This window comes from Streptomyces sp. NPDC004788 (assembly GCF_053601115.1).
The window spans coordinates 30,962-52,038 of the sequence record NZ_JBSGBF010000030.1; the positions used below are offsets into that span (position 1 = coordinate 30,962).

The 21,077-nt window shown below is 71.9% G+C and carries 16 protein-coding genes; all 16 read left to right on the forward strand.

Going from position 1 to position 21,077, the window contains the following annotated elements; genetic code table 11:
* Positions 1–37 precede the first annotated feature (37 nt).
* Positions 38–1,564 (forward strand): bifunctional tetrahydrofolate synthase/dihydrofolate synthase, encoded by a 1,527-nt coding sequence (folC, locus tag ACWEJX_RS15925; RefSeq protein WP_451608037.1) that lies wholly within the window; start codon positions 38–40, stop codon positions 1,562–1,564.
* A 5-nt stretch (positions 1,565–1,569) separates the two neighbouring features.
* Complete coding sequence (locus tag ACWEJX_RS15930; protein WP_451608038.1) at positions 1,570–1,926, forward strand: DUF4233 domain-containing protein; 357 nt, start codon at positions 1,570–1,572, stop codon at positions 1,924–1,926.
* Positions 1,927–1,993: 67 nt separating this feature from the next.
* Complete coding sequence (ndk, locus tag ACWEJX_RS15935) at positions 1,994–2,407, forward strand: nucleoside-diphosphate kinase (RefSeq protein WP_403792921.1); 414 nt, start codon at positions 1,994–1,996, stop codon at positions 2,405–2,407.
* A gap of 309 nt (positions 2,408–2,716) precedes the next feature.
* On the forward strand, positions 2,717–3,736 hold the full coding sequence (locus ACWEJX_RS15940; RefSeq protein WP_403792923.1) for a rod shape-determining protein: 1,020 nt from the start codon (positions 2,717–2,719) through the stop codon (positions 3,734–3,736).
* A 115-nt stretch (positions 3,737–3,851) separates the two neighbouring features.
* Positions 3,852–4,874, forward strand: a complete 1,023-nt coding sequence (gene mreC, locus ACWEJX_RS15945; RefSeq protein ID WP_451608039.1) for a rod shape-determining protein MreC — start codon at positions 3,852–3,854, stop codon at positions 4,872–4,874.
* Positions 4,871–5,539: a rod shape-determining protein MreD gene (gene mreD / locus ACWEJX_RS15950; RefSeq protein ID WP_451608040.1), complete on the forward strand. Its 669-nt coding sequence runs from the start codon at positions 4,871–4,873 to the stop codon at positions 5,537–5,539. Before mreC ends, mreD begins: the two co-directional genes overlap by 4 nt.
* Before the next feature lie 19 nt (positions 5,540–5,558).
* Positions 5,559–7,829 (forward strand): penicillin-binding protein 2, encoded by a 2,271-nt coding sequence (gene mrdA, locus ACWEJX_RS15955; protein WP_451608041.1) that lies wholly within the window; start codon positions 5,559–5,561, stop codon positions 7,827–7,829.
* A gap of 3 nt (positions 7,830–7,832) precedes the next feature.
* A complete protein-coding gene (gene rodA, locus ACWEJX_RS15960; protein WP_451608042.1) occupies positions 7,833–9,032 on the forward strand; it encodes a rod shape-determining protein RodA in 1,200 nt (399 codons plus the stop codon).
* A 109-nt stretch (positions 9,033–9,141) separates the two neighbouring features.
* Positions 9,142–10,695 carry a CYTH and CHAD domain-containing protein gene (locus tag ACWEJX_RS15965; protein WP_451608043.1) on the forward strand — a complete coding sequence of 518 codons (1,554 nt, stop codon included), beginning with the start codon at positions 9,142–9,144 and terminating at the stop codon, positions 10,693–10,695.
* Between the two features lie 52 nt (positions 10,696–10,747).
* The gene (locus ACWEJX_RS15970) at positions 10,748–12,679 is read left to right on the forward strand and encodes a TIGR03960 family B12-binding radical SAM protein (RefSeq protein ID WP_451608044.1); all 1,932 of its coding nucleotides are present in this window, start codon (positions 10,748–10,750) and stop codon (positions 12,677–12,679) included.
* 70 nt (positions 12,680–12,749) lie between these two features.
* A complete protein-coding gene (locus tag ACWEJX_RS15975; RefSeq protein ID WP_451608045.1) occupies positions 12,750–14,330 on the forward strand; it encodes a hypothetical protein in 1,581 nt (526 codons plus the stop codon).
* Between the two features lie 122 nt (positions 14,331–14,452).
* Positions 14,453–15,244 (forward strand): TIGR03936 family radical SAM-associated protein, encoded by a 792-nt coding sequence (locus ACWEJX_RS15980; protein ID WP_451608046.1) that lies wholly within the window; start codon positions 14,453–14,455, stop codon positions 15,242–15,244.
* A gap of 235 nt (positions 15,245–15,479) precedes the next feature.
* Entirely contained in the window at positions 15,480–19,232 is a 3,753-nt protein-coding gene (locus tag ACWEJX_RS15985) for an Rne/Rng family ribonuclease (protein WP_451608047.1), read from the forward strand.
* Positions 19,233–19,330: 98 nt separating this feature from the next.
* Complete coding sequence (gene galU, locus ACWEJX_RS15990; RefSeq protein WP_451608048.1) at positions 19,331–20,251, forward strand: UTP--glucose-1-phosphate uridylyltransferase GalU; 921 nt, start codon at positions 19,331–19,333, stop codon at positions 20,249–20,251.
* A 188-nt stretch (positions 20,252–20,439) separates the two neighbouring features.
* Positions 20,440–20,760, forward strand: a complete 321-nt coding sequence (rplU, locus tag ACWEJX_RS15995; RefSeq protein WP_265862363.1) for a 50S ribosomal protein L21 — start codon at positions 20,440–20,442, stop codon at positions 20,758–20,760.
* Positions 20,761–20,774: 14 nt separating this feature from the next.
* Positions 20,775–21,029: a 50S ribosomal protein L27 gene (gene rpmA, locus ACWEJX_RS16000; protein WP_403792942.1), complete on the forward strand. Its 255-nt coding sequence runs from the start codon at positions 20,775–20,777 to the stop codon at positions 21,027–21,029.
* Positions 21,030–21,077 lie beyond the last annotated feature (48 nt).

The following is a 21,077-nucleotide window of genomic DNA, read 5'->3' on the forward strand; positions in this document are numbered from 1 at the left end:
GTGGGGTGTTGTCGGTGGCGCTTCGTAGACTGGGTGCGTGAGTGAGCCCCGCGACGACCGCGACCAGTTCGACGACAGCGACCACGGCGACGTGTTCGACGACATCGTCGACACCGAAACCGACCGCGACCCCGACCTGGCGGTGATCGAGGCCGGCAGTCGCACCCTGCGCGCCATGGCCGGTCCGCCGCAGGGCGACCCGGTGCCGAGCCGTCCCGCCGACCCCGAGGTCGACAAGGCGCTGCGCGACGTCGAGACCGAGCTGTCCACCCGCTGGGGCGAGACCAAGCTGGAGCCCTCGGTCAAGCGCATCGCGGCCCTGATGGACGTGCTGGGCGAGCCGCAGCGCGCGTACCCGTCGATCCACATCACGGGCACCAACGGCAAGACCTCCACCGCCCGCATGATCGAGTCCCTGCTCGGCGCCTTCGACCTGCGCACCGGCCGCTACACCTCGCCGCACGTGCAGACCATCACCGAGCGCATCAGCCTGGACGGCGCCCCGATCGACCCGGAGCGGTTCGTCGAGACGTACCGGGACATCGCGCCGATGGTGGAGCTGGTCGACGAGCGCGAGGAGTACCGGCTCTCGTTCTTCGAGGTCCTCACCGGAATGGCGTACGCGGCCTTCGCCGACGCCCCGGTCGACGCGGCCGTCGTCGAGGTCGGCATGGGCGGCACCTGGGACGCGACGAACGTCATCGACGCCTCCGTCGCCGTCGTCACCCCCATCGACCTCGACCACACGGACCGGCTCGGCGAGACGCCCGGCGAGATCGCCGGCGAGAAGTCCGGGATCATCAAGCCGGGCGCGACCGTGATCCTCGCCCAGCAGCCCGTGGACGCGGCCCAGGTGCTCCTGAAGAAGGCCGTCGACGTCGACGCCACCGTGGCCCGCGAGGGCATGGAGTTCGGCGTCGTCTCGCGCGAGGTCGCGGTCGGCGGGCAGCTGCTGACCCTGCGCGGCCTCGGCGGCGAGTACCCCGAGGTGTTCCTGCCGCTGTACGGGGCGCACCAGGCGCACAACGCGGCGGTGGCGCTCGCCGCCGTCGAGGCGTTCTTCGGCATCGGCGCGCAGCACGCCCGCGCGCTCGACATCGACGTGATCCGCCGGGCGTTCGCCCAGGTGGCCTCGCCGGGCCGCCTGGAGGTCGTGCGCAAGTCCCCGACGGTCGTCCTGGACGCCGCGCACAACCCGCACGGCGCCCGGGCCACCGCCGACGGCATCACCGAGTCCTTCGGCTTCTCCCGGCTCGTCGGCGTCGTGGCGACCAGCTCCGACAAGGACGCCCGCGGGCTGCTGGAGGCCTTCGAGCCGATCTTCGCCGAGGTCGTGATCACCACGAACTCCAACCCGCGCTCCACCGACGTCGACGAGCTCGCCGCGCTCGCGGTCGAGGTCTTCGGCGAGGAGCGGGTCGTGGTCGAGCCGCGGCTCGACGACGCCCTGGAGGCAGCGATCACGCTCGCCGAGGAGGAGGGCGAGTTCGGCGGCGCGGGCGTCCTCGTCACCGGTTCGATCTTCACGGTCGGCGACGCCCGGCTGCTGCTCAAGAGGGGCTGAATCCTGTGCGTACGCTCTGCGCCTCGACGCTGATCGGCGAGTTCTTCGTGATCGGCTTCGCCGGACTCGTCGCCATGAAGGACGACTCCCTGGCGATGTCGACGGTCTGGACGGTCTGCGGGATCGCCATGGTCCTCTCGGTGCTGCTGTGCGGGATGATCACCCGTCCGGGCGGCGTGCAGCTCGGCTGGGCGCTGCAGATCGCGCTGATCGCCAGCGGCTTCTTCGTGCCGAGCATGTTCTTCCTCGGCGCGGTCTTCGCCGTGCTGTGGTGGGCCTCGGTGCACTACGGGCGCAGGATCGACGCCATCAAGGCGAGCTGGGCCGCCCACCAGGGCTCCGCAGGGCCTGACGCTGCGTGATGACGGCTGGTGCGGGCCCTGTAGATTCAGTAGGGCCCCGCACACCGTTGTCTGAAGGAGTTCCACCGTGAGCCAGCGATCGCTCGTCCTGCTCAAGCCCGACGCCGTCCGCCGTGGTCTGATCGGCGAGATCATCGGCCGTATCGAGCGCAAGGCGGGCTGGACCATCACGGCCCTGGAGATGCGCGAGCTGGACCAGGCGACGCTGGAGCAGCACTACGGCGAGCACAAGGGCAAGCCCTTCTACGAGCCGCTGATGGGCTTCATGCAGTCCGGCCCGGTCGTCGCGCTCGTCGTCGAGGGCGAGCGGGTCATCGAGGGCCTGCGCACGCTGGCCGGCCCGACCGACCCGATCGCCGCCGCCCCGGGTTCGATCCGCGGCGACTTCGGCACCATCGTCCGCGAGAACCTGATCCACGCCTCGGACTCCGAGGAGTCGTCGGCCCGCGAGCTGAAGATCTTCTTCCCCGGTCTCGGCTGAGGCGGAGCCGCTGTCTGACCCGTTGTCACCCGGTGTCAGCCGATCAGCGTCATGACCTGGGGGCGACCGAAGGAATTCGGTCGCCCCCAGGCATATGAACGCCGATCCCGGGAACGGATCGCCGCGTCATTCCGTCACCTATACAGAGGTGGCCTGAGGCGGTCCGCCGCGCGGTATCCGTGTGGGCGGCACTACGATGGAAAACTCCACGCCGTACCACCTTCAGCCACCACCTCGCCGACCTGAGAAGCCGTCAACGCTCCGCTAGGGAAGGCCCGACGCATCCTCATGGGAAACAAGGGGAACTCAATGTCGTTCATCGGCCGTGACATGGCTGTCGACCTCGGGACCGCCAACACGCTGGTGTACGTCAGGGGTCGAGGCATCGTTCTGAACGAGCCGTCCGTCGTCGCGATCAACACCAACACCGGTGGCATCCTCGCGGTGGGTGCCGAGGCGAAGAAGATGATCGGCCGGACGCCCGGCAACATCGTCGCCGTGCGCCCGCTGAAGGACGGCGTCATCGCCGACTTCGAGATCACGGAGCGGATGCTCCGCTACTTCATCCTCAAGATCCACAAGCGCCGCTACCTGGCCCGCCCGCGGGTCGTCGTCTGCGTGCCCTCCGGCATCACCGGCGTCGAGCGCCGCGCCGTCATCGAGGCGTCCACCCAGGCCGGTGCCCGTCAGGTGCACATCATCGAGGAGCCCATGGCCGCGGCCATCGGCTCGGGCCTCCCGGTCCACGAGGCCACCGGCAACATGGTGGTCGACATCGGCGGCGGCACCACCGAGGTGGCCGTCATCTCCCTCGGCGGAATCGTCACGGCACAGTCCATCCGGGTGGCCGGCGACGAGCTCGACAACGCGATCATCCAGCACGTCAAGAAGGAGTACTCGCTCCTCCTCGGCGAGCGCACCGCCGAGCAGATCAAGATCACCATCGGCTCCGCCTACGACCTCGGCGAGGACGAGCACACCGAGATCCGCGGCCGCGACCTGGTCTCCGGCCTGCCCAAGACCGTGGTCATTTCCGCCGCCGAGGTCCGCAAGGCCATCGAGGAACCGGTCAACGCCATCGTCGACGCGGTGAAGACCACCCTCGACAAGTGCCCGCCGGAGCTCTCCGGTGACGTCATGGACCGCGGCATCGTTCTCACGGGTGGCGGCGCTCTGCTGCGCGGCCTCGACGAGCGGCTGCGCCGCGAGACGGGCATGCCGATCCACATCGCCGAGGACCCGCTGGACTCCGTGGCCCTCGGCTCCGGCAAGTGCGTCGAGGAGTTCGAGGCGCTGCAGCAGGTCCTCGACGCCCAGCCGCGCCGCTGACCGACGGGGCGCCCGCCCGGGGCGCCCCGCACCCACGTACAACTCCATCACCGACTTCATCAACCTCATCACCCGTCACATCCCGTCTTACTGAGGAAGGGCACGGCCGCCGCACGTGAGGGACACACGAGAGAGCCGGCTGCTCCTGGTGCTGCTGATCGCCATCGCGTTCGCACTGATCACGGTGGACATCCGAGGAGGCCAGGAGTCGCCGGTCGACGGTGCCCGACAGGCCGCGGCCGCGGTCTTCGGTCCCGTCGAGAACGGAGTCGCCTCGGCGGTCGACCCGATCGGCAACGCCATAGGGGCCGTTCGCGACTCCGGCGAGCGGCACAACCGCATCGCCGCGCTCGAACAGGAGAACGCCGCCCTCAAGGCCAAGCTCGGCAGCGACGACCGCAACCGCAGCCGGCTGCGCGAACTCGACGCCATGCTGAAGACCGCCGGCGCCGGCCAGTACGGCATCAAGGGCGCCGAGGTCATCGCCATAGGGTCGGCCCAGGGCTTCTCCTGGACCGTCACCATCGACGTCGGCGCCCGCGACGGCATCCGGCGCGACATGACCGTGCTCAACGGCTCGGGACTGGTCGGCCGGGTCACCACCGTCGGCCCCTCCACGTCGACCGTGCTGCTCGCCAACGACCCCGACTTCACCGTCGGCACCCGGATGGAGAAGACCGACGAACTCGGCTTCGCCACCGGCCAGGGCGACCGCCCGCTGCTCGTCCAGCTCCTCAACGGCAAGGCCAAGGTCAAGCCCGGCGACCGGCTCGTCACCTTCGGCTCGCAGGCCGACAAGCCCTTCGTGCCCGGCGTGCCGGTCGGCCAGGTGGTCCGCGTCGACCCGTCCGGCGGCGGCCTGACCCGTAACGTCTACGTCCGCCCGTTCGTCGGCTTCACCAAGCTCGACATCGTCGGCGTCGTCGTCCAGGCCCCGCGCACCGACCCGCGCGACATGGTCCTGCCGCAGAAGCCCAAGCCCGCGCCCACCGTCACCGTGACGGTCACTCCGACGCCGACCGCGCCGGACGGACAGCAGAAGCCCGGCGAGCAGCCCGGTGGTGCCCAGCAGCCCGGGGCGGCCCAGCAGCCGGGGGACCAGCAGAACCAGCAGCAGGACCAGGGGGAGACACGATGAAGATCAACCGCATCCTCCTCTCGGCCGCGCTGATCGTCGTCGCCCTCGTCGTCCAGGTCTCCGTCCTCGCCCGCCTCCAGCTCCCCGGCGCCGTCCCCGACCTCGTCCTGCTCACCGTCGTGGCCCTCGCCCTGGTGTACGGGCACGTCACCGGCGCCCTCGTCGGCTTCACCGCCGGCCTGCTCGCCGACCTCGCCCCGCCCGCCGACCACGCCGCCGGACGGTACGCCCTCGTGCTCTGCGTCGTCGGCTACCTCTGCGGCCTCGCCCGTCCCGACAACGGCCGGCTCAAGTCCGCCAGCGGCCCGATGACCGTGGTCGTCGTCGCCGCCCTCGGCTCCACCCTGCTCTACGCGAGCGTCGGCGCCCTCGTCGGCGACACCGCCGCCCGCCATGTCGGCCTCGGCTTCCTGCTGTTCACCGCGGCCCTCTACGACCTGCTCCTCGCGCCGTTCACTGTGCCGCTCATCATGGCCGTCGCCCGGCGCGCCGAGAACGACCCGCTGGCCGGCGCCGAAGGCGCGGGCGGCGCCGACGTCTCCTCCGGCTGGCTCTCCTCCGGCACCGGCCTGAGGATCGGAACCCAGCGCGGCGGCCTGCGCGTCAAGGCCGCACGGAACCGCGCCGCGCGCGCCGGACGCATCAAGGGAGTCAAGCGACTGTGATCCAGGGGGCAGCGGCAGCATGAGCAACATCCCCGAGACCGGGCGGACCCCCCGGGTCCAGATCCGGCTCGTGATCATCCAGGTCCTCGTCTTCTCCCTGCTCTTCACCCTCGGCGGACGCCTCTGGTACCTCCAGATCCGCAACGGCAAGGAGTACACCGACGAGGCGAAGAACAACCACGTCCAGCAGGTCGTCCAGCCCGCCGTGCGCGGCTCCATCCTCGACGCCCGCGGCGTCCCGCTCGCCGACAACGAGACCCGGCTCGTGGTCTCCGCCTCGCGCACCGAGCTGATGAAGATGAAGGACGACGGCAAGGCCGTCCTCACCCGGCTCGCCGACGTCCTCGGCATGCGGCCCCAGGACGTCGTCAACAAGATCCGGCTCTGCGACTCCAAGACGCCCAAGCCCTGCTGGAACGGCTCGCCCTACCAGCCGATCCCGGTCACCGACAAGGCCACCACCCAGCAGGCCCTGCAGATCCGCGAGCGCGCCGAGGACTTTCCCGGCATCACCGCCGAACCCGCCGCCGTCCGCCGCTACCCGGCCCCCGGCAAGTCCCGCACCTCCCAGGTGCTCGGCTACCTCTCGCCGGTCACCGACCAGGAGATCGAGAAGGCCAAGGACACCGACTCGCCGTACCTGCGCTCCGACCAGGTCGGCCGCTCCGGCCTGGAGCGCACCTACGACAAGCAGCTGCGCGGCAAGGCCGGCGTCACCCGCTACGAGGTCGACAACCTCGGCCGCGTCATCGGCCAGGCCAAGAGCGACCCGGCCGAGCCCGGCGCCAACGTCGTCACCTCCATCGACGCCCGCGTCCAGGCGGTCGCCGAATGGGAGTTGCACAACGCGATGGTCGAGGCCCGCAAGACCTTCGACAAGAACACCAACGAGAACTACAAGGCCGACGCCGGCGCCGTCGTCGTCATGGAGGCCAAGACCGGCCGCGTCGTCGCCATGGCCTCCCAGCCCGACTACGACCCCAACGCCTGGGTCGGCGGCATCTCCGCCAAGGACTACGCGGCCCTCACCGGCAAGAACTCCAACTTCCCGCTGCTCAACCGGGCCATCCAGGGCCAGGCCGCGCCCGGCTCCATCTTCAAGGTCGTCTCGACCGCCGCCGCCGTCAACGCGGGCTACGACTTCGACGGCCGCTACCCCTGCACCAGCTCGTACTCCATCGGCAACCAGGTCTTCAAGAACTTCGAGTCGCAGAACCACGGCCCCATCTCCCTCGGCCGCGCCCTCGAAGTCTCCTGCGACACCGTCTTCTACGCCCTCGCCCACCAGCAGTGGATCAAGGACGGCGGGATGAAGCCGAAGAAGAACCCGGGCGACTGGTTCTACAAGACGGCCCATCAGTTCGGCCTCGGCGCCGAGACCGGCATCGACCTGCCCAACGAGGTCACCGGCCGCGTCCCCGACCGCCAGTGGAAGCAGCGGTTCTGGGAGGACAACAAGGACTGGTGGTGCAAGAACGGCAAGAAGGGCGGCACCTACGTCCAGCAGCTCTCCTACGAGAACTGCCTCGAAGGCAACCTGATGCGCGCCGGTGACTCCGTCAACTACTCCATCGGACAGGGCGACACGCTCGTCACCCCCATCCAGATGGCCACCATCTACGCCGCCATCTCCAACGGCGGCACCCTGTGGAACCCCACCGTCGGCAAGGCCGTCATCAGCGCCGACGGCAAGAAGGTCACCGAGATCAAGCCCAAGTCGCACGGCCGGCTGCCCTTCAACAAGGCCACCCGCGACTTGATAGACGAAGCCCTCGCGGGAGTCGCCACCCGCGGTACGGCCGCCTGGCGCTTCGCCCAGGTCGGCTGGCCGCAGGACAAGATCCCGATGCACGCCAAGACGGGTACCGCCGAGGTCTACGGCAAGCAGACGACCTCCTGGTTCGCCACGTACACCAAGGACTACGCGATCGTCATGACGATCTCCCAGGGTGGTACGGGCTCCGGCGCCTCCGGCCCCGCCGTGCGCAACATCTACGACGCGCTGTACGGCCTCGACGACTCCGGCAAGCAGGACCTGAAGCGGGCGCTGCTGCCGCAGCCCCAGCAGACGCTGCCGAAGATCGAGGCGGACGGGTCGATCGACGCGCCGAAGATCAAGCCGTACGACCCCGACGAGCAGAAGGTCGACGAGACGAAGCAGCAGGTCGACGGCGTCCAGCCCGGCGGCACCCAGCCCCCGGCCCCGCCGACCGACCCCGTCACGCCCCCCAAGAAGCCGGACGACGACCCACAGCTCGCGGGCCCGCCCGCCACCCGCGGGAGGCTCTGACCGATGACCGCACCCCACGGCTTCTCCGTCTCGCGGTACGCACCCGAGCGCGGCGCCCTCGCCAGGCTCACCGCCCGCGACTCGGTGCTGCGCCGGCTCGACTGGCCGATCCTGCTCTCGGCGCTCGCGCTCTCGCTCATCGGCTCGCTGCTCGTGTGGTCCGCGACCCGCGGCCGCACCCAGCTCAACCAGGGCGACCCGTACTACTTCCTGTTCCGGCACGTCCTCAACACCGGCATCGGCCTCGCCCTGATGGTCGGCACGATCTGGCTCGGCCACCGCACCCTGCGCGGGGCCGTGCCCTTCCTCTACGGCCTCTCGATCCTGCTGATCCTCGCCGTCCTCACCCCGCTCGGCGCGACCATCAACGGCGCGCACGCGTGGATCGTGATCGGCGGCGGCTTCTCGCTCCAGCCGAGCGAGTTCGTCAAGATCACCATCATCCTGGTGATGGCCATGCTGCTCGCCGCGAAGGTCGACGCCGGCGACCAGCTCCACCCCGACCACCGCACCGTCGCCAAGGCCCTCGGCCTCGCCGCCCTCCCCATGGGCATCGTCATGCTGATGCCGGACCTCGGCTCCGTGATGGTCATGGCGGTCATCGTGCTCGGCGTGCTCCTCGCCTCCGGCGCCTCCAACCGCTGGGTGCTCGGCCTGATCGGCGCGGGCGTCCTCGGCGCGGTCCTCGTCACCGCGCTCGGCATGCTCGACGAGTACCAGATCAACCGCTTCGCCGCCTTCGCCAACCCCGACCTCGACCCGGCCGGCGTCGGCTACAACACCAACCAGGCCCGTATCGCCATCGGTTCCGGCGGCCTCCTCGGCGCCGGCCTCTTCAAGGGCTCCCAGACCACGGGCCAGTTCGTCCCCGAACAGCAGACCGACTTCGTCTTCACGGTCGCGGGCGAGGAACTCGGCTTCGTCGGCGCGGGCCTCATCCTCTTCCTGCTCGGCGTCATCATGTGGCGCGCCTGCCGGATAGCGCGGGAGACGAGCGAGCTGTACGGCACGATCGTGGCGGCCGGCATCATCGCGTGGTTCGCGTTCCAGTCGTTCGAGAACATCGGCATGACGCTCGGCATCATGCCGGTGGCGGGCCTGCCGCTGCCGTTCGTGTCGTACGGCGGCTCGTCCATGTTCGCGGTGTGGGTGGCGATCGGCCTGCTGCAGTCGATCAGGGTGCAGCGGCCGATGTCGGCGTAGTGCCGGTGGCTGCGCAGTGCCGGCAACGGCGTAGTACGGACAACGGCGGGGTGCGGACAACGGCGTAGTTCGCCTCCCCCTCGCCGTCCTCCGGTCGTAGATTCGTTGCATGGCGGAGAAGCGGCAGGAGAAGCAGCAGGAGAAGCGGCCGGAGACGAAACGCGAGATCGAGCGCAAGTACGAGGCCACGGAGCAGACGGCGGTGCCCGACCTCGTCGGCACCGGGGGAGTGGCCGCCGTCCGGGACGAGGGCGTCATGGAACTGGACGCCGTCTACTACGACACCGAGGACCTGCGGCTCGCCGCCGACGCCCTCACGCTGCGCCGCCGCACCGGCGGCGCGGACGAGGGCTGGCACCTCAAGTTCCCCGTCGCCTCCGGAATCCGCGACGAGATCAGAGCCCCGCTCTCGGAGACCCTCCCGGCCTCCCTGGCGGGGCTCCTGCGCTCCCGCGTCCGCGGCGCCGCGGTCGTCCCCGTCGTCCGCCTCCGCTCCAGCCGCGACGTCCGCCACCTGCTCGACCTCGACGGCCGCCCGCTCGCCGAACTCTCCGTCGACACCGTCCACGCCGACCGCCTCACCGGAACGGGCGAGGCCGCCTGGACCGAGATCGAGGTCGAACTCGCCGACGGCGCCGACGAGGCCCTCCTCGACGCCGTCGAGAAACGCCTGAAGAAGGCCGGCATCCACCCGTCGGAGTCGGCGTCGAAGCTGGCCAGGGCCCTGGCGGAGACGGGCGCCTCCCTGCCCGCACGAGAGGACGCGGGCGGAGCCCCCGGGACCGCCGGGCACGCCGTCCTCGCCTACGTACGGGACCAGATCGACGCCGTCGTCGCGTTCGACCCCGCCGTCCGGCGCGACCTGCCCGACGCCGTGCACCAGATGCGGGTCGCCTGCCGCAGGCTGCGCAGCGCCTTCAAGTCGTACCGCAAGGTCCTCGACCGCGAGGTCACCGACCGCGTCGGCGAGGAGCTCAAGTGGCTCGCCGGCGAGCTCGGCGCGGCCCGCGACGAGGAAGTGCTGACCGCCCGCCTGAACGCCCGTCTCGACGAGCTGCCGAACACCCTCCGCCTCGGCCCCGTCCGCGCCCGGCTGCGCGCCCGCGGCGCCCGCCGCGCCGAGGACGCCCGGGCGAGGGCCCTCGCCGCCCTGGACTCCCCGCGCCACCTGGCGCTCCTCGACGCCCTCGCCGCGCTCCTCGCCGACCCGCCCCTGCGCGAAGCGGCCGCCCACGACGCCCCCGAGGTCCTCGCCCACGCCGTCCGCAAGGACTTCGACCGGCTCGCCGGCCGGGTCGAGCACGCCCTCGCGCTCGACCCCGGCCACGAGCGCGACCTCGCCCTGCACGCCGCCCGCAAGGCCGCCAAGCGCACCCGCTACGCCGCCGACGCCGCCCGCCCCACCCTCGGCAAACCCGCGAAGCGGCTCGCCAAGCGCGTCAAGGCCGTCCAGTCACTGCTCGGCGACCACCAGGACAGCGTCGTCGCCCGCGTCGCGCTGCGCGAGATCGCCGTCCAGGCCCACGCGGCCGGCGAGACCGCCTTCACCTGGGGACTTCTGTACGGCCGCGAGGAGGCCGCCGCCCAGGCAGGCGAGCGCGAGCTCCCCGCGCTCTGGAAGCGGGCCGCGGCCCCGGAAATCCGGGCGGCGCTGAGCCACTGAGCACCGGGGTACGCTTGAGAGTCGCCCCCCTGCCAGCTCACGAAGGTTCGAGATGTCTGCTGCCGAGTCTGTCTTCCCGCAGCTCGAAGCTCTGCTCCCGCACGTGCAGAAGCCGATTCAGTACGTCGGTGGAGAGCTGAACTCCACGGTCAAGCCGTGGGAGTCCGCCGACGTCCGCTGGGCGCTGATGTACCCGGACGCGTACGAGGTCGGCCTGCCCAACCAGGGCGTCATGATCCTCTACGAGGTACTGAACGAGCGCGAGGGCGTCCTGGCCGAGCGCACCTACAGCGTGTGGCCGGACCTCGAAGAACTGATGCGCGAGCACGGTGTGCCGCAGTTCACCGTGGACAGCCACCGCCCGGTCGGCGCGTTCGACGTCTTCGGCCTGAGCTTCTCCACCGAGCTCGGCTACACCAACATGCTCACCGCCCTCGACCTCGCGGGCATCCCGCTGGAGTCGAAGGACCGCACCGTCGACCACCCGATCGTGCTCGCCGGCGGCCACGCCGCCTTCAACCCCGAGCCGATCGCTGACTTCATCGACGCGGCGATCATCGGCGACGGCGAGCAGGCCGTGCTCGACATGACCGAGATCATCCGCCAGTGGAAGGCCGAGGGCCGGCCCGGCGGCCGCGAGGAGGTCCTCTTCCGCCTCGCGAAGACCGGCAGCGTCTACGTGCCGGCGTTCTACGACGTCGAGTACCTGCCGGACGGCCGCATCGGCCGTGTCGTCCCCAACAAGTCCGGTGTGCCGTGGCGCGTCTCCAAGCACACCGTCATGGACCTCGACGAGTGGCCCTACCCCAAGCAGCCGCTCGTCCCGCTCGCGGAGACCGTCCACGAGCGCATGTCCGTCGAGATCTTCCGCGGCTGCACCCGCGGCTGCCGCTTCTGCCAGGCCGGCATGATCACGCGCCCCGTGCGGGAGCGAAGCATCACCGGCATCGGCGAGATGGTGGACCGCGGTCTGAAGGCGACCGGCTTCGAGGAGGTCGGCCTCCTCTCCCTCTCCTCCGCGGACCACACGGAGATCGGCGAGATCGCCAAGGGCCTCGCCGACCGCTACGAGGACGACAAGGTCGGCCTCTCCCTGCCCTCGACCCGCGTGGACGCGTTCAACGTCGACCTCGCCAACGAGCTGACCCGCAACGGGCGCCGTTCCGGTCTCACCTTCGCCCCCGAGGGCGGCTCCGAGCGCATGCGCAAGGTCATCAACAAGATGGTCTCGGAGGAGGACCTGATCCGGACCGTCTCCACCGCGTACGGCAACGGCTGGCGCCAGGTGAAGCTGTACTTCATGTGCGGCCTGCCGACGGAGACGGACGAGGACGTCCTGCAGATCGCCGACATGGCGATGAACGTGATCGCCGAGGGCCGCAAGGTCTCCGGCCAGAACGACATCCGCTGCACGGTCTCCATCGGCGGCTTCGTGCCCAAGCCCCACACCCCCTTCCAGTGGGCCCCGCAGCTCTCCGCCGAGGAGACCGACGAGCGCCTGGCCAAGCTCCGGGACAAGATCCGCGGCGACAAGAAGTACGGCCGCTCGATCGGCTTCCGCTACCACGACGGCAAGCCCGGCATCGTAGAGGGCCTGCTCTCCCGCGGCGACCGCCGCGTCGGCGCCGTCATCCGCGCGGTGTACGAGGACGGCGGCCGCTTCGACGGCTGGCGCGAGTACTTCTCGTACGACCGCTGGATGCAGTGCGCCGAGAAGACGCTCCCCGACTTCGGCGTGGACGTCGCCTGGTACACGACGCGCGAGCGCACTTACGAGGAGGTCCTGCCCTGGGACCACCTGGACTCCGGCCTCGACAAGGACTGGCTCTGGGAGGACTGGCAGGACGCCCTCGACGAGACCGAGGTCGAGGACTGCCGCTGGACGCCGTGCTTCGATTGTGGCGTGTGTCCTCAGATGGACACGCACATCCAGATCGGCCCGACGGGCAAGAAGCTGCTGCCGCTGACGGTCGTGAACAAGTAGGCGTGTAACGCTGTCGCGACGGCCCGGCGGAGGGTGAACCCTCCGCCGGGCCGTCGGCGTCCTGTCGGACATGAGCACGCAAACCTCGGCACCGCCTCCGGCGCCCGCCCCGCATGCGCTGATCCGCATCCCGGTCCGCGTCGTCGTGCTGCTCCTCGTCCTCCCGGTCCGTCTGACTTGGGACGCCCTCAAGGCCGCCGGCCACCTTCTCGAACGCACCGTCGTCCGCCCGGTCGGGCGGGGCCTGGCGTGGCTGGGCGGCGCGATCGGCGACGGTCTGGAACGGCTGGTGGACGGGACGACGCGGGTCCTGGCATGGGCGTTCCGCCCGGTGGGGCGCGCCCTGGCCCGGGTGGGCCGGGGCGTCGCCCGGATCGCGGTGGCGATTCGGCGCGGGGGCATGTGGGCCTTCGGCGGGGTGTGGTGGGGCCTCGCCTGGGCATTCGGCGGCCTCGGGCGCGGGCTCGGCTGGGCGTTCACCACGGCCGGGCGGGGGCTCGGCCGGGCGTGTGCCGGGATCGTTCGTGGGCTGGCTTGGGTGGTCACCGGCATCGGGCGGGGGCTCGCGGTGGCGGGCCCGTGGCTGGGCAGGGCGCTGGCCTGGCCCTTCGTCGTGGTCTGGCGGTACGTGATCGTGCCGGTCGCCCGTCACGGGGTCGCCGCCCCGGCCCGGTGGCTCTGGCGGCAACTGCTCGCCCCGGCCGGCGGTGCCCTCTGGCGGTACGGGGTGGTCGCCCCGGTCGCCTGGCTCCACCGCTGGGTCCTGGCCCCGGTCGCAGGTGCGACCGGCCGGCTGCTCACCCGTTCGGGGCGGGCCCTGGCCTGGGCGTTCACGGGGATCGGCCGGGGCATCGCGTGGGCGGCCGGGCACGTCCTGCGCGGGCTCGCCTGGGCGTTCACCGGGCTCGGCCGCGGGCTCGGACGGGCCTTCACCCGGCTCGGCCGTGGCCTCGTGCTCGTCGCCGTCGGGCTCGGCACCCTTCTCTTCGTCTGGCCCTGGCGCCATCTGCTCGTCCCGTTCGTGACGTACGGCGTCGTCGTCCCCGTCCGCTGGATCTGGCGGCGCGTCCTGGTCCCCCTCGCCCGGGAGGTCCGCGACGCCCTCGCGATCTGCTGGCGCGCCGCCGGCTTCGTCTCCCGCGCGGTCGGCCGCGGCCTCGCCTGGCTGGCCCGGAACCTGGTCGTGCGGCCGGTCGCCTGGGTGGTTCGGGGTCTGGTCTGGGCGGCTCGGAACCTGGTCGTGCGGCCGGTCGCCTGGGTGGTTCGGGGTCTGGTCTGGGCGGCTCGGAACCTGGTCGTGCGGCCCGTGGCCTGGGCGGCTCGGAATCTGGTCGTGCGGCCCATCGGCTGGCTCGGGCGGAATCTGGTGCGGCGGCCGCTGGTCTGGGCGTACCGCGAGGTGTGCACTCCCGTCGGGCACTGGGTGCGGGACGCCGTGTGGGGTCCGGCGCGCCGGGCCGCCGCCGAGGCCCGGAAGTCCGCGCGGGCCGCCTTCGCGTCCGCCCGGGACACGGTCCGGCAGGCCCGCCGTGACGCCTGGCGGGCCCTGGTCGGGGAACCGGAGGTGGCCCGGGCGCGTACTCTGGGTAGTACAACGAACGTCCCCGGCGCGGCGCCCGCACCCGAGATCTCCCCGCACGAGCGGGGGTGAGCCGGGCGGGACCCCCGGGACACACCGCATTTCGAGGGCGGCGCGTCCCCGCGCCCGCCCCGCACCGAGGAGAAGAACCACTGGGCAAGCGACAGCCCGAAGGCCCGCCGCCCGCACCTGCGGTGCAGCGCATCCGACTGCGCTACACCAAGCGCGGCCGCCTCCGGTTCACCAGCCACCGTGACTTCCAGCGCGCCTTCGAGCGTGCGCTGCGCCGTGCCGAGGTGCCCATGGCGTACTCGGCCGGCTTCACCCCCCACCCCAAGGTGTCGTACGCGAACGCCGCACCGACGGGCACCGGCTCCGAGGCCGAGTACCTGGAGATCGCCCTCACCGAGCAGCGCGACCCGGAGACCCTGCGGGCCCTGCTCGACGAGTCCATGCCGACCGGCCTCGACATCGTCGACGCCGTCGAGGCCCGGACCTCCGGTCTCGCCGACCGGCTCACCGCCTCCGTGTGGGAGCTGCGGCTCGACGGCGTGAGCGTCGACGACGCGAACAAGGCCGTCGAGGCGTTTCTCGCGGCCGAGACCGTGGAAGTACAGCGCAAGACGAAGAACGGAATCCGTACCTTCGACACCCGCGGTGCCGTCGTGGAGCTGGCCGCGGCCCCCGCCCAGGGCGATCCCCGGGGTGATAGGCCGGTGGACAGCGCCTGTGCGATACTGCGGCTGGTTGTTCGGCACGTGACACCTGCCGTGCGACCCGACGACGTCCTGTCCGGTCTCCGAGCTGTGGCCGACCTGGCGCCGCCGGTCCCCGCTGCGGTGACCAGGCTGGCGCAGGGGCTCTTCGACGAGGAGTCCGGCACGGTGACCGACCCGCTCGCGCCCGACCGCGAGGCAGTCACGGCCGCTTCATCCACGGCCGCCGCGACCGCCTCAGCGACGGCGCCGGGTGCCGGTACCGCGTAGGGAGCGGTCGTCGTAGCGCAGCCCTGGTACTCGGGAGCCACCTGGGTCGGGCAGCGCACTGACCAGGAGACTTTCGCCAGGCCGTCCGCACAAGGCGTACGGAACCGGCGAGCCAGACATACAGCTCCCGTGCGGCGCCCGCGCCCCGGACGGCGGCACCGCGCTCGACGCGCGTACGTGCCGCCGGACCGGAACCGGACGCGGCGCCCGGGGGCGTGACGGGAGAACCGCCCGCATGCTCGAACAGCACGAAGAACACGAGAACAACGCACCCGGTGACAAGCTGCCGCCGCGACGTCGTCGCCGCGCCGCTTCCCGGCCGGCCGGTCCGCCGGTGACGGCCGAGGCCGCCGCCGAGACCTCCGAGGTCGTCGAGACCGCTCCGGCCCCGGCCGCCGAGGTCGTCGAGGAGGCCGCTCCGGCCCCGCGTACCCGCCGCCGAGCCACCCGTAAGGCCACCGCGCCCGCTCCGGTCCAGGCCGAGGCCGAGGCTCCGGCCGCCGAAGAGGTCGCGCCCGTGGCCGAGGAGGCCGCTCCGGCCCCCCGTACCCGCCGTCGCGCGACCCGCGCCGCTGCCGCTCCGGCCCCGGAGCCGGTCGTCGCCGAGGCCGAGGCCCCGGCTGCCGAGGTCGTCGAGGAGGCCGCTCCGGCTCCGCGTACCCGCCGTCGCGCGACCCGCGCCGTTGCCGCTCCGGCCCCGGAGCCGGTCGTCGCCGAGGCCGCGGCCCCGGTTGCCGAAGAGGTCCCGCCCGTCGTCGAGGAGGCCGCTCCGGCTCCGCGGACGCGCCGCCGTGCCACCCGTAAGGCCACCGCGCCCGAGCAGGCCCCGGCCGTGAGCCAGGACGCCGCCGCGGAGATCGCCGCCGATACGTCCGGCGAGGCGCTGCCCGCGGACACCGTCGAGGAGATCGCCTCGCACGCCGTCGAGGTCGCCGCCGCCGAGCAGGCCGCCACCCGCGGCCGTACCCGCCGTCGCGCCACCTCGCCGCAGTTCACCCCCGCCGAGGCCGAGCCCGAGGCGCCGCGCACCCGCCGTGCCGCCCGCCCGGCCGTCGCCGTCTTCCAGGCCCCGGTCTTCGCCGAGCCGATGTTCCAGACCCCGGAGACCGCGGCCGCCGCCGTGGCCCGCGAGGCCGCCGAGCAGGAGCTCGAGGAGCAGATCGAGGAGATCGAGGAGGTCGAGGAGCAGGCCGAGACGGCCGCCCCGGCGGTCGAGACCGCCGAGCGCGCCGAGAGCGGCTCGCGCCGCCGCCGGCGTCGCCGCGGCGAGCCCGTCGCCGTCGAGCCGGTGCCGGCCACCGTCGCCGAGGAGCCGGAGGTCGAGTCCACCCCCGAGGCGGAGACCGAGGTCGAGGCCGAGGCCGACGAGACCGAGGGGTACGAGGAGCGCCCGTCCCGCCGTCGCCGCCGTGGCGGCCGTCGCCGTCGCCGTGGCGAGCTCGCCGAGGCGGAGGCCGAGGAGGGCGAGGAGCCGGAGGAGGCCGAGGAGGCCGCCGAGGAGCTCCACGCCGAGGACGAGGAGGCCGAGGAGGAGGCCGAGGCCGCCGCGTTCGGCTCCAGCAGCTCCCGCCGTCGCCGTCGCCGTCGCCGCCGCACCGGCGAGGGCGGTGCCGAGGCCGAGGCGACCGAGGAGGACGGCGTCCGCACGGTCGTCAAGGTCCGTGAGCCGCGTCCGGCCCGCGAGAAGGCCGAGCCGTCCGACGAGGTCCAGTCCATCAAGGGCTCGACCCGCCTGGAGGCCAAGAAGCAGCGCCGCCGCGAGGGCCGTGAGCAGGGCCGCCGCCGCGTGCCGATCATCACCGAGGCCGAGTTCCTGGCCCGCCGTGAGGCCGTCGAGCGCGTGATGGTCGTCCGCCAGAACGGTGAGCGCACGCAGATCGGCGTCCTCGAGGACAACGTGCTCGTCGAGCACTACGTCAACAAGGAGCAGGCCACCTCGTACGTCGGCAACGTGTACCTGGGCAAGGTCCAGAACGTGCTGCCGTCGATGGAGGCCGCCTTCGTCGACATCGGCAAGGGCCGCAACGCCGTCCTGTACGCCGGCGAGGTCAACTTCGAGGCGCTCGGCATGGGCAACGGCCCGCGCCGCATCGAGGCCGCCCTGAAGTCCGGCCAGTCGGTCCTGGTGCAGGTCACCAAGGACCCGATCGGCCACAAGGGCGCCCGCCTGACCAGCCAGGTCTCGCTGCCCGGCCGCTACCTGGTGTACGTGCCCGAGGGCTCGATGACCGGCATCAGCCGCAAGCTCCCGGACACCGAGCGCGCCCGTCTGAAGACCATCCTCAAGAAGATCGTCCCCGAGGACGCGGGCGTCATCGTGCGCACCGCCGCCGAGGGCGCGAGCGAGGACGAGCTGCGCCGTGACGTCGAGCGGCTGCAGGCGCAGTGGGCCGACATCCAGAAGAAGGCCGCGCAGATCTCGACGTCCGCGCCGAGCCTGCTCTACGGCGAGCCGGACATGACCGTCCGGGTCGTCCGCGACATCTTCAACGAGGACTTCTCCAAGGTCATCGTCAGCGGCGACGACGCGTGGGAGACCATCCACGGGTACGTCTCGCACGTCGCGCCCGACCTGGCCGACCGCCTGTCGAAGTGGACGAGCGAGGTCGACGTCTTCGCCACGTACCGGATCGACGAGCAGCTGATGAAGGCCCTGGACCGCAAGGTCTGGCTGCCGTCCGGCGGTTCGCTGGTGATCGACAAGACCGAGGCGATGGTCGTCATCGACGTCAACACCGGCAAGTTCACCGGTCAGGGCGGCAACCTCGAGGAGACCGTCACCCGCAACAACCTGGAGGCGGCCGAGGAGATCGTCCGCCAGCTGCGGCTGCGCGACCTCGGCGGCATCGTCGTCATCGACTTCATCGACATGGTCCTGGAGTCCAACCGCGACCTGGTGCTCCGGCGCCTCCTGGAGTGCCTGGGCCGGGACCGGACCAAGCACCAGGTGGCCGAGGTCACCTCGCTCGGCCTGGTGCAGATGACCCGCAAGCGGGTCGGCCAGGGCCTCCTGGAGTCCTTCTCGGAGACCTGTGTCCACTGCAACGGCCGCGGTGTGATCGTCCACATGGAGCAGCCGGCCGCGCACGGCGGCGGTGGCGGCGGCAAGCGCTCGAAGAAGCGCGGCCGCGGCGGCGAGCACGAGCACGTCCACGAGGCCGCGCACGAGGTCGAGGCCCCGGCCGAGGCCGAGCACGTCGAGACCGCGGCCGAGGTCGCGGCCGAGCTGGCCGCCCCGGTGGCGCTGCCCGAGCCGATCGGCGCGGACGAGGAGCTGTACGGCAGCGCCGCGGAGGCCGAGGCGGCCGCCACGCGCGGCCGTGGCCGTCGCCGGGCGACCCGCCGGGTCTCGGCGCCGGTGTCCTCGCCGGTCGTCACCGAGACGGAGACCTACGAGGTCGTCGTCCCGGAGCCGAAGGCCGAGGAGCCCGTCGCCGCGCCCGAGCCGGCCGCCGCGCCCGTCGTCGAGGAGGCCGCCCCGGCGCCTCGTACCCGCCGTCGCGCCACCCGCAAGGTCTCGGCCCCGGCCCCCGAGGCCGTCGCCGGGCAGGTCGCCGAGCCGGCCGTCGTGACCGAGGAGGCTGCGGTGGAGGCCCCGGCCGCTGCAGAGCCGGTCGCCGAGCCGGTCGTGGAGCCGGTCGTGGAGGAGGCCCCCGTGGCCGCCCCGCCGCGGGCGCGCCGCCGGGTGGTCCGCAAGGTCACCGCCCCGGCCGGTTCGCCGTCCGGTGCCGAGGAGGCCGCTGTGGTCGTCGTGCCTTCGACGGCTCCCGCCGAGGCCGTCGAGCCGGTCGCGGAGGCGGCCGAGCCGGTCGCCGAGGAGGCCGCCCCGGCCAAGAAGGCGGTCCGCAAGACCGCCAAGAAGGCCACCGCGAAGAAGGCCGCCACCAAGAAGACGGCGGCCAAGAAGACCGCGGCGAAGAAGACCACGACCGCGAAGAAGGCCGTGAAGAAGGCAGCCGAGAAGACCGCCGCCCCCGCGCAGGACTGACTCGATCGAGTCCATGCCGCGAACCGTGTGGACCGTCCCTCCCCCCGGAGGACGGTCCACACGGCATTGCCCCCGATCGGAACCAGGAAACCCACCGGATGAACAACACCCCCGCTCCCCGCGTACGCAAGGCCGTCATCCCCGCCGCCGGTCTCGGAACGCGCTTCCTTCCCGCCACGAAGGCGACGCCGAAGGAGATGCTGCCGGTCGTCGACAAGCCGGCCATCCAGTACGTCGTGGAGGAGGCGGTCTCGGCAGGGCTTTCCGACGTCCTGATGATCACCGGCCGTAACAAGCGTCCGCTCGAGGACCACTTCGACCGCAACTACGAGCTGGAGGAGGCGCTCACCCGCAAGGGTGACGACGAGCGCCTCGCGAGGGTCCAGGAGTCCAGCGAGCTCGCCACCATGCACTACGTGCGCCAGGGCGACCCGCGGGGCCTCGGCCACGCCGTGCTGTGCGCCGCCCCGCACGTCGGCGACGAGCCCTTCGCGGTCCTGCTCGGCGACGACCTGATCGACCCGCGCGACCCGCTGCTCGCCCGCATGCTGGAGGTCCTCGGCGAGCACGGCGGCAGCGTCGTCGCGCTGATGGAGGTCGACCCGTCGCAGATCCACCTGTACGGCTGCGCCGCCGTCGACCCGACCGGTGACGCCGACGTCGTCCGCATCACCGGTCTCGTCGAGAAGCCGGACACCGCCGAGGCGCCCAGCAACCTCGCGATCATCGGCCGTTACGTCCTCGACCCGGCCGTCTTCGACGTGCTGCGCGGGACCGAGCCGGGCCGCGGCGGCGAGATCCAGCTCACCGACGCCCTGCAGAAGATGGCGGTCGACGCGGAACTCGGCGGCCCGGTGCACGGCGTCGTCTTCAAGGGCCGCCGCTACGACACCGGTGACCGCGGCGACTACCTGCGCGCCATCGTGCGCCTGGCCTGCGAGCGCGAGGACCTGGGCCCGGACTTCCGTGCCTGGCTGAAGGGCTTCGTGGCCGAGACGGACGCGACCGCCGGGATTTGACCCCCTACGGGAGCCGCCCGTAACCTAGACCGTCGGCGTGTCGACTGACATGCCGCATCCTCTGAGCACCTCCCTCCCGGCTCGCCGGGAGAGGCCGCTCGTCCGATTCCGGATCGCAGCGGGCCATCGGCCCGCGCGTGGGCGGCTGGCGTCAGAGGCCCCGATTACCGAGTGAGAGAGAGATCCGCGTGTACGCCATCGTGCGCAGCGGTGGTCGCCAGCACAAGGTTGCTGTCGGCGACATCGTTGAGGTTGACAAGATTTCCACCGCCAAGGCTGGCGACACGGTCGAGCTCTCGACCCTGCTCGTTGTCGACGGCGACGCCGTGACCAGCGACCCGTGGGTCCTGGCGGGCATCAAGGTCCAGGCCGAGGTCGTGGACCACACCAAGGGCGCCAAGATCGACATCCTGCGCTACAAGAACAAGACCGGCTACCGCCGTCGCCAGGGTCACCGTCAGCAGTACACGGCGATCAAGGTCACGTCCATCCCGACGGCCGCGAAGTAAAGAGGGACTGAGCAATGGCACACAAGAAGGGCGCATCGTCCACCCGGAACGGTCGCGACTCCAACGCCCAGCGGCTCGGCGTGAAGCGCTTCGGCGGTCAGGTCGTCAACGCGGGTGAGATCCTGGTCCGCCAGCGCGGCACCCACTTCCACCCGGGCGCGGGCGTCGGCCGTGGCGGCGACGACACGCTGTTCGCCCTGCAGGCCGGTGCGGTGCAGTTCGGCACCCACCACGGCCGCAAGGTCGTGAACATCGTTCCGGTCGCCTGATCGGAAACTTTGCGGAGGCGGACCTCACTTCCCGGTCGGGAAGCGGGT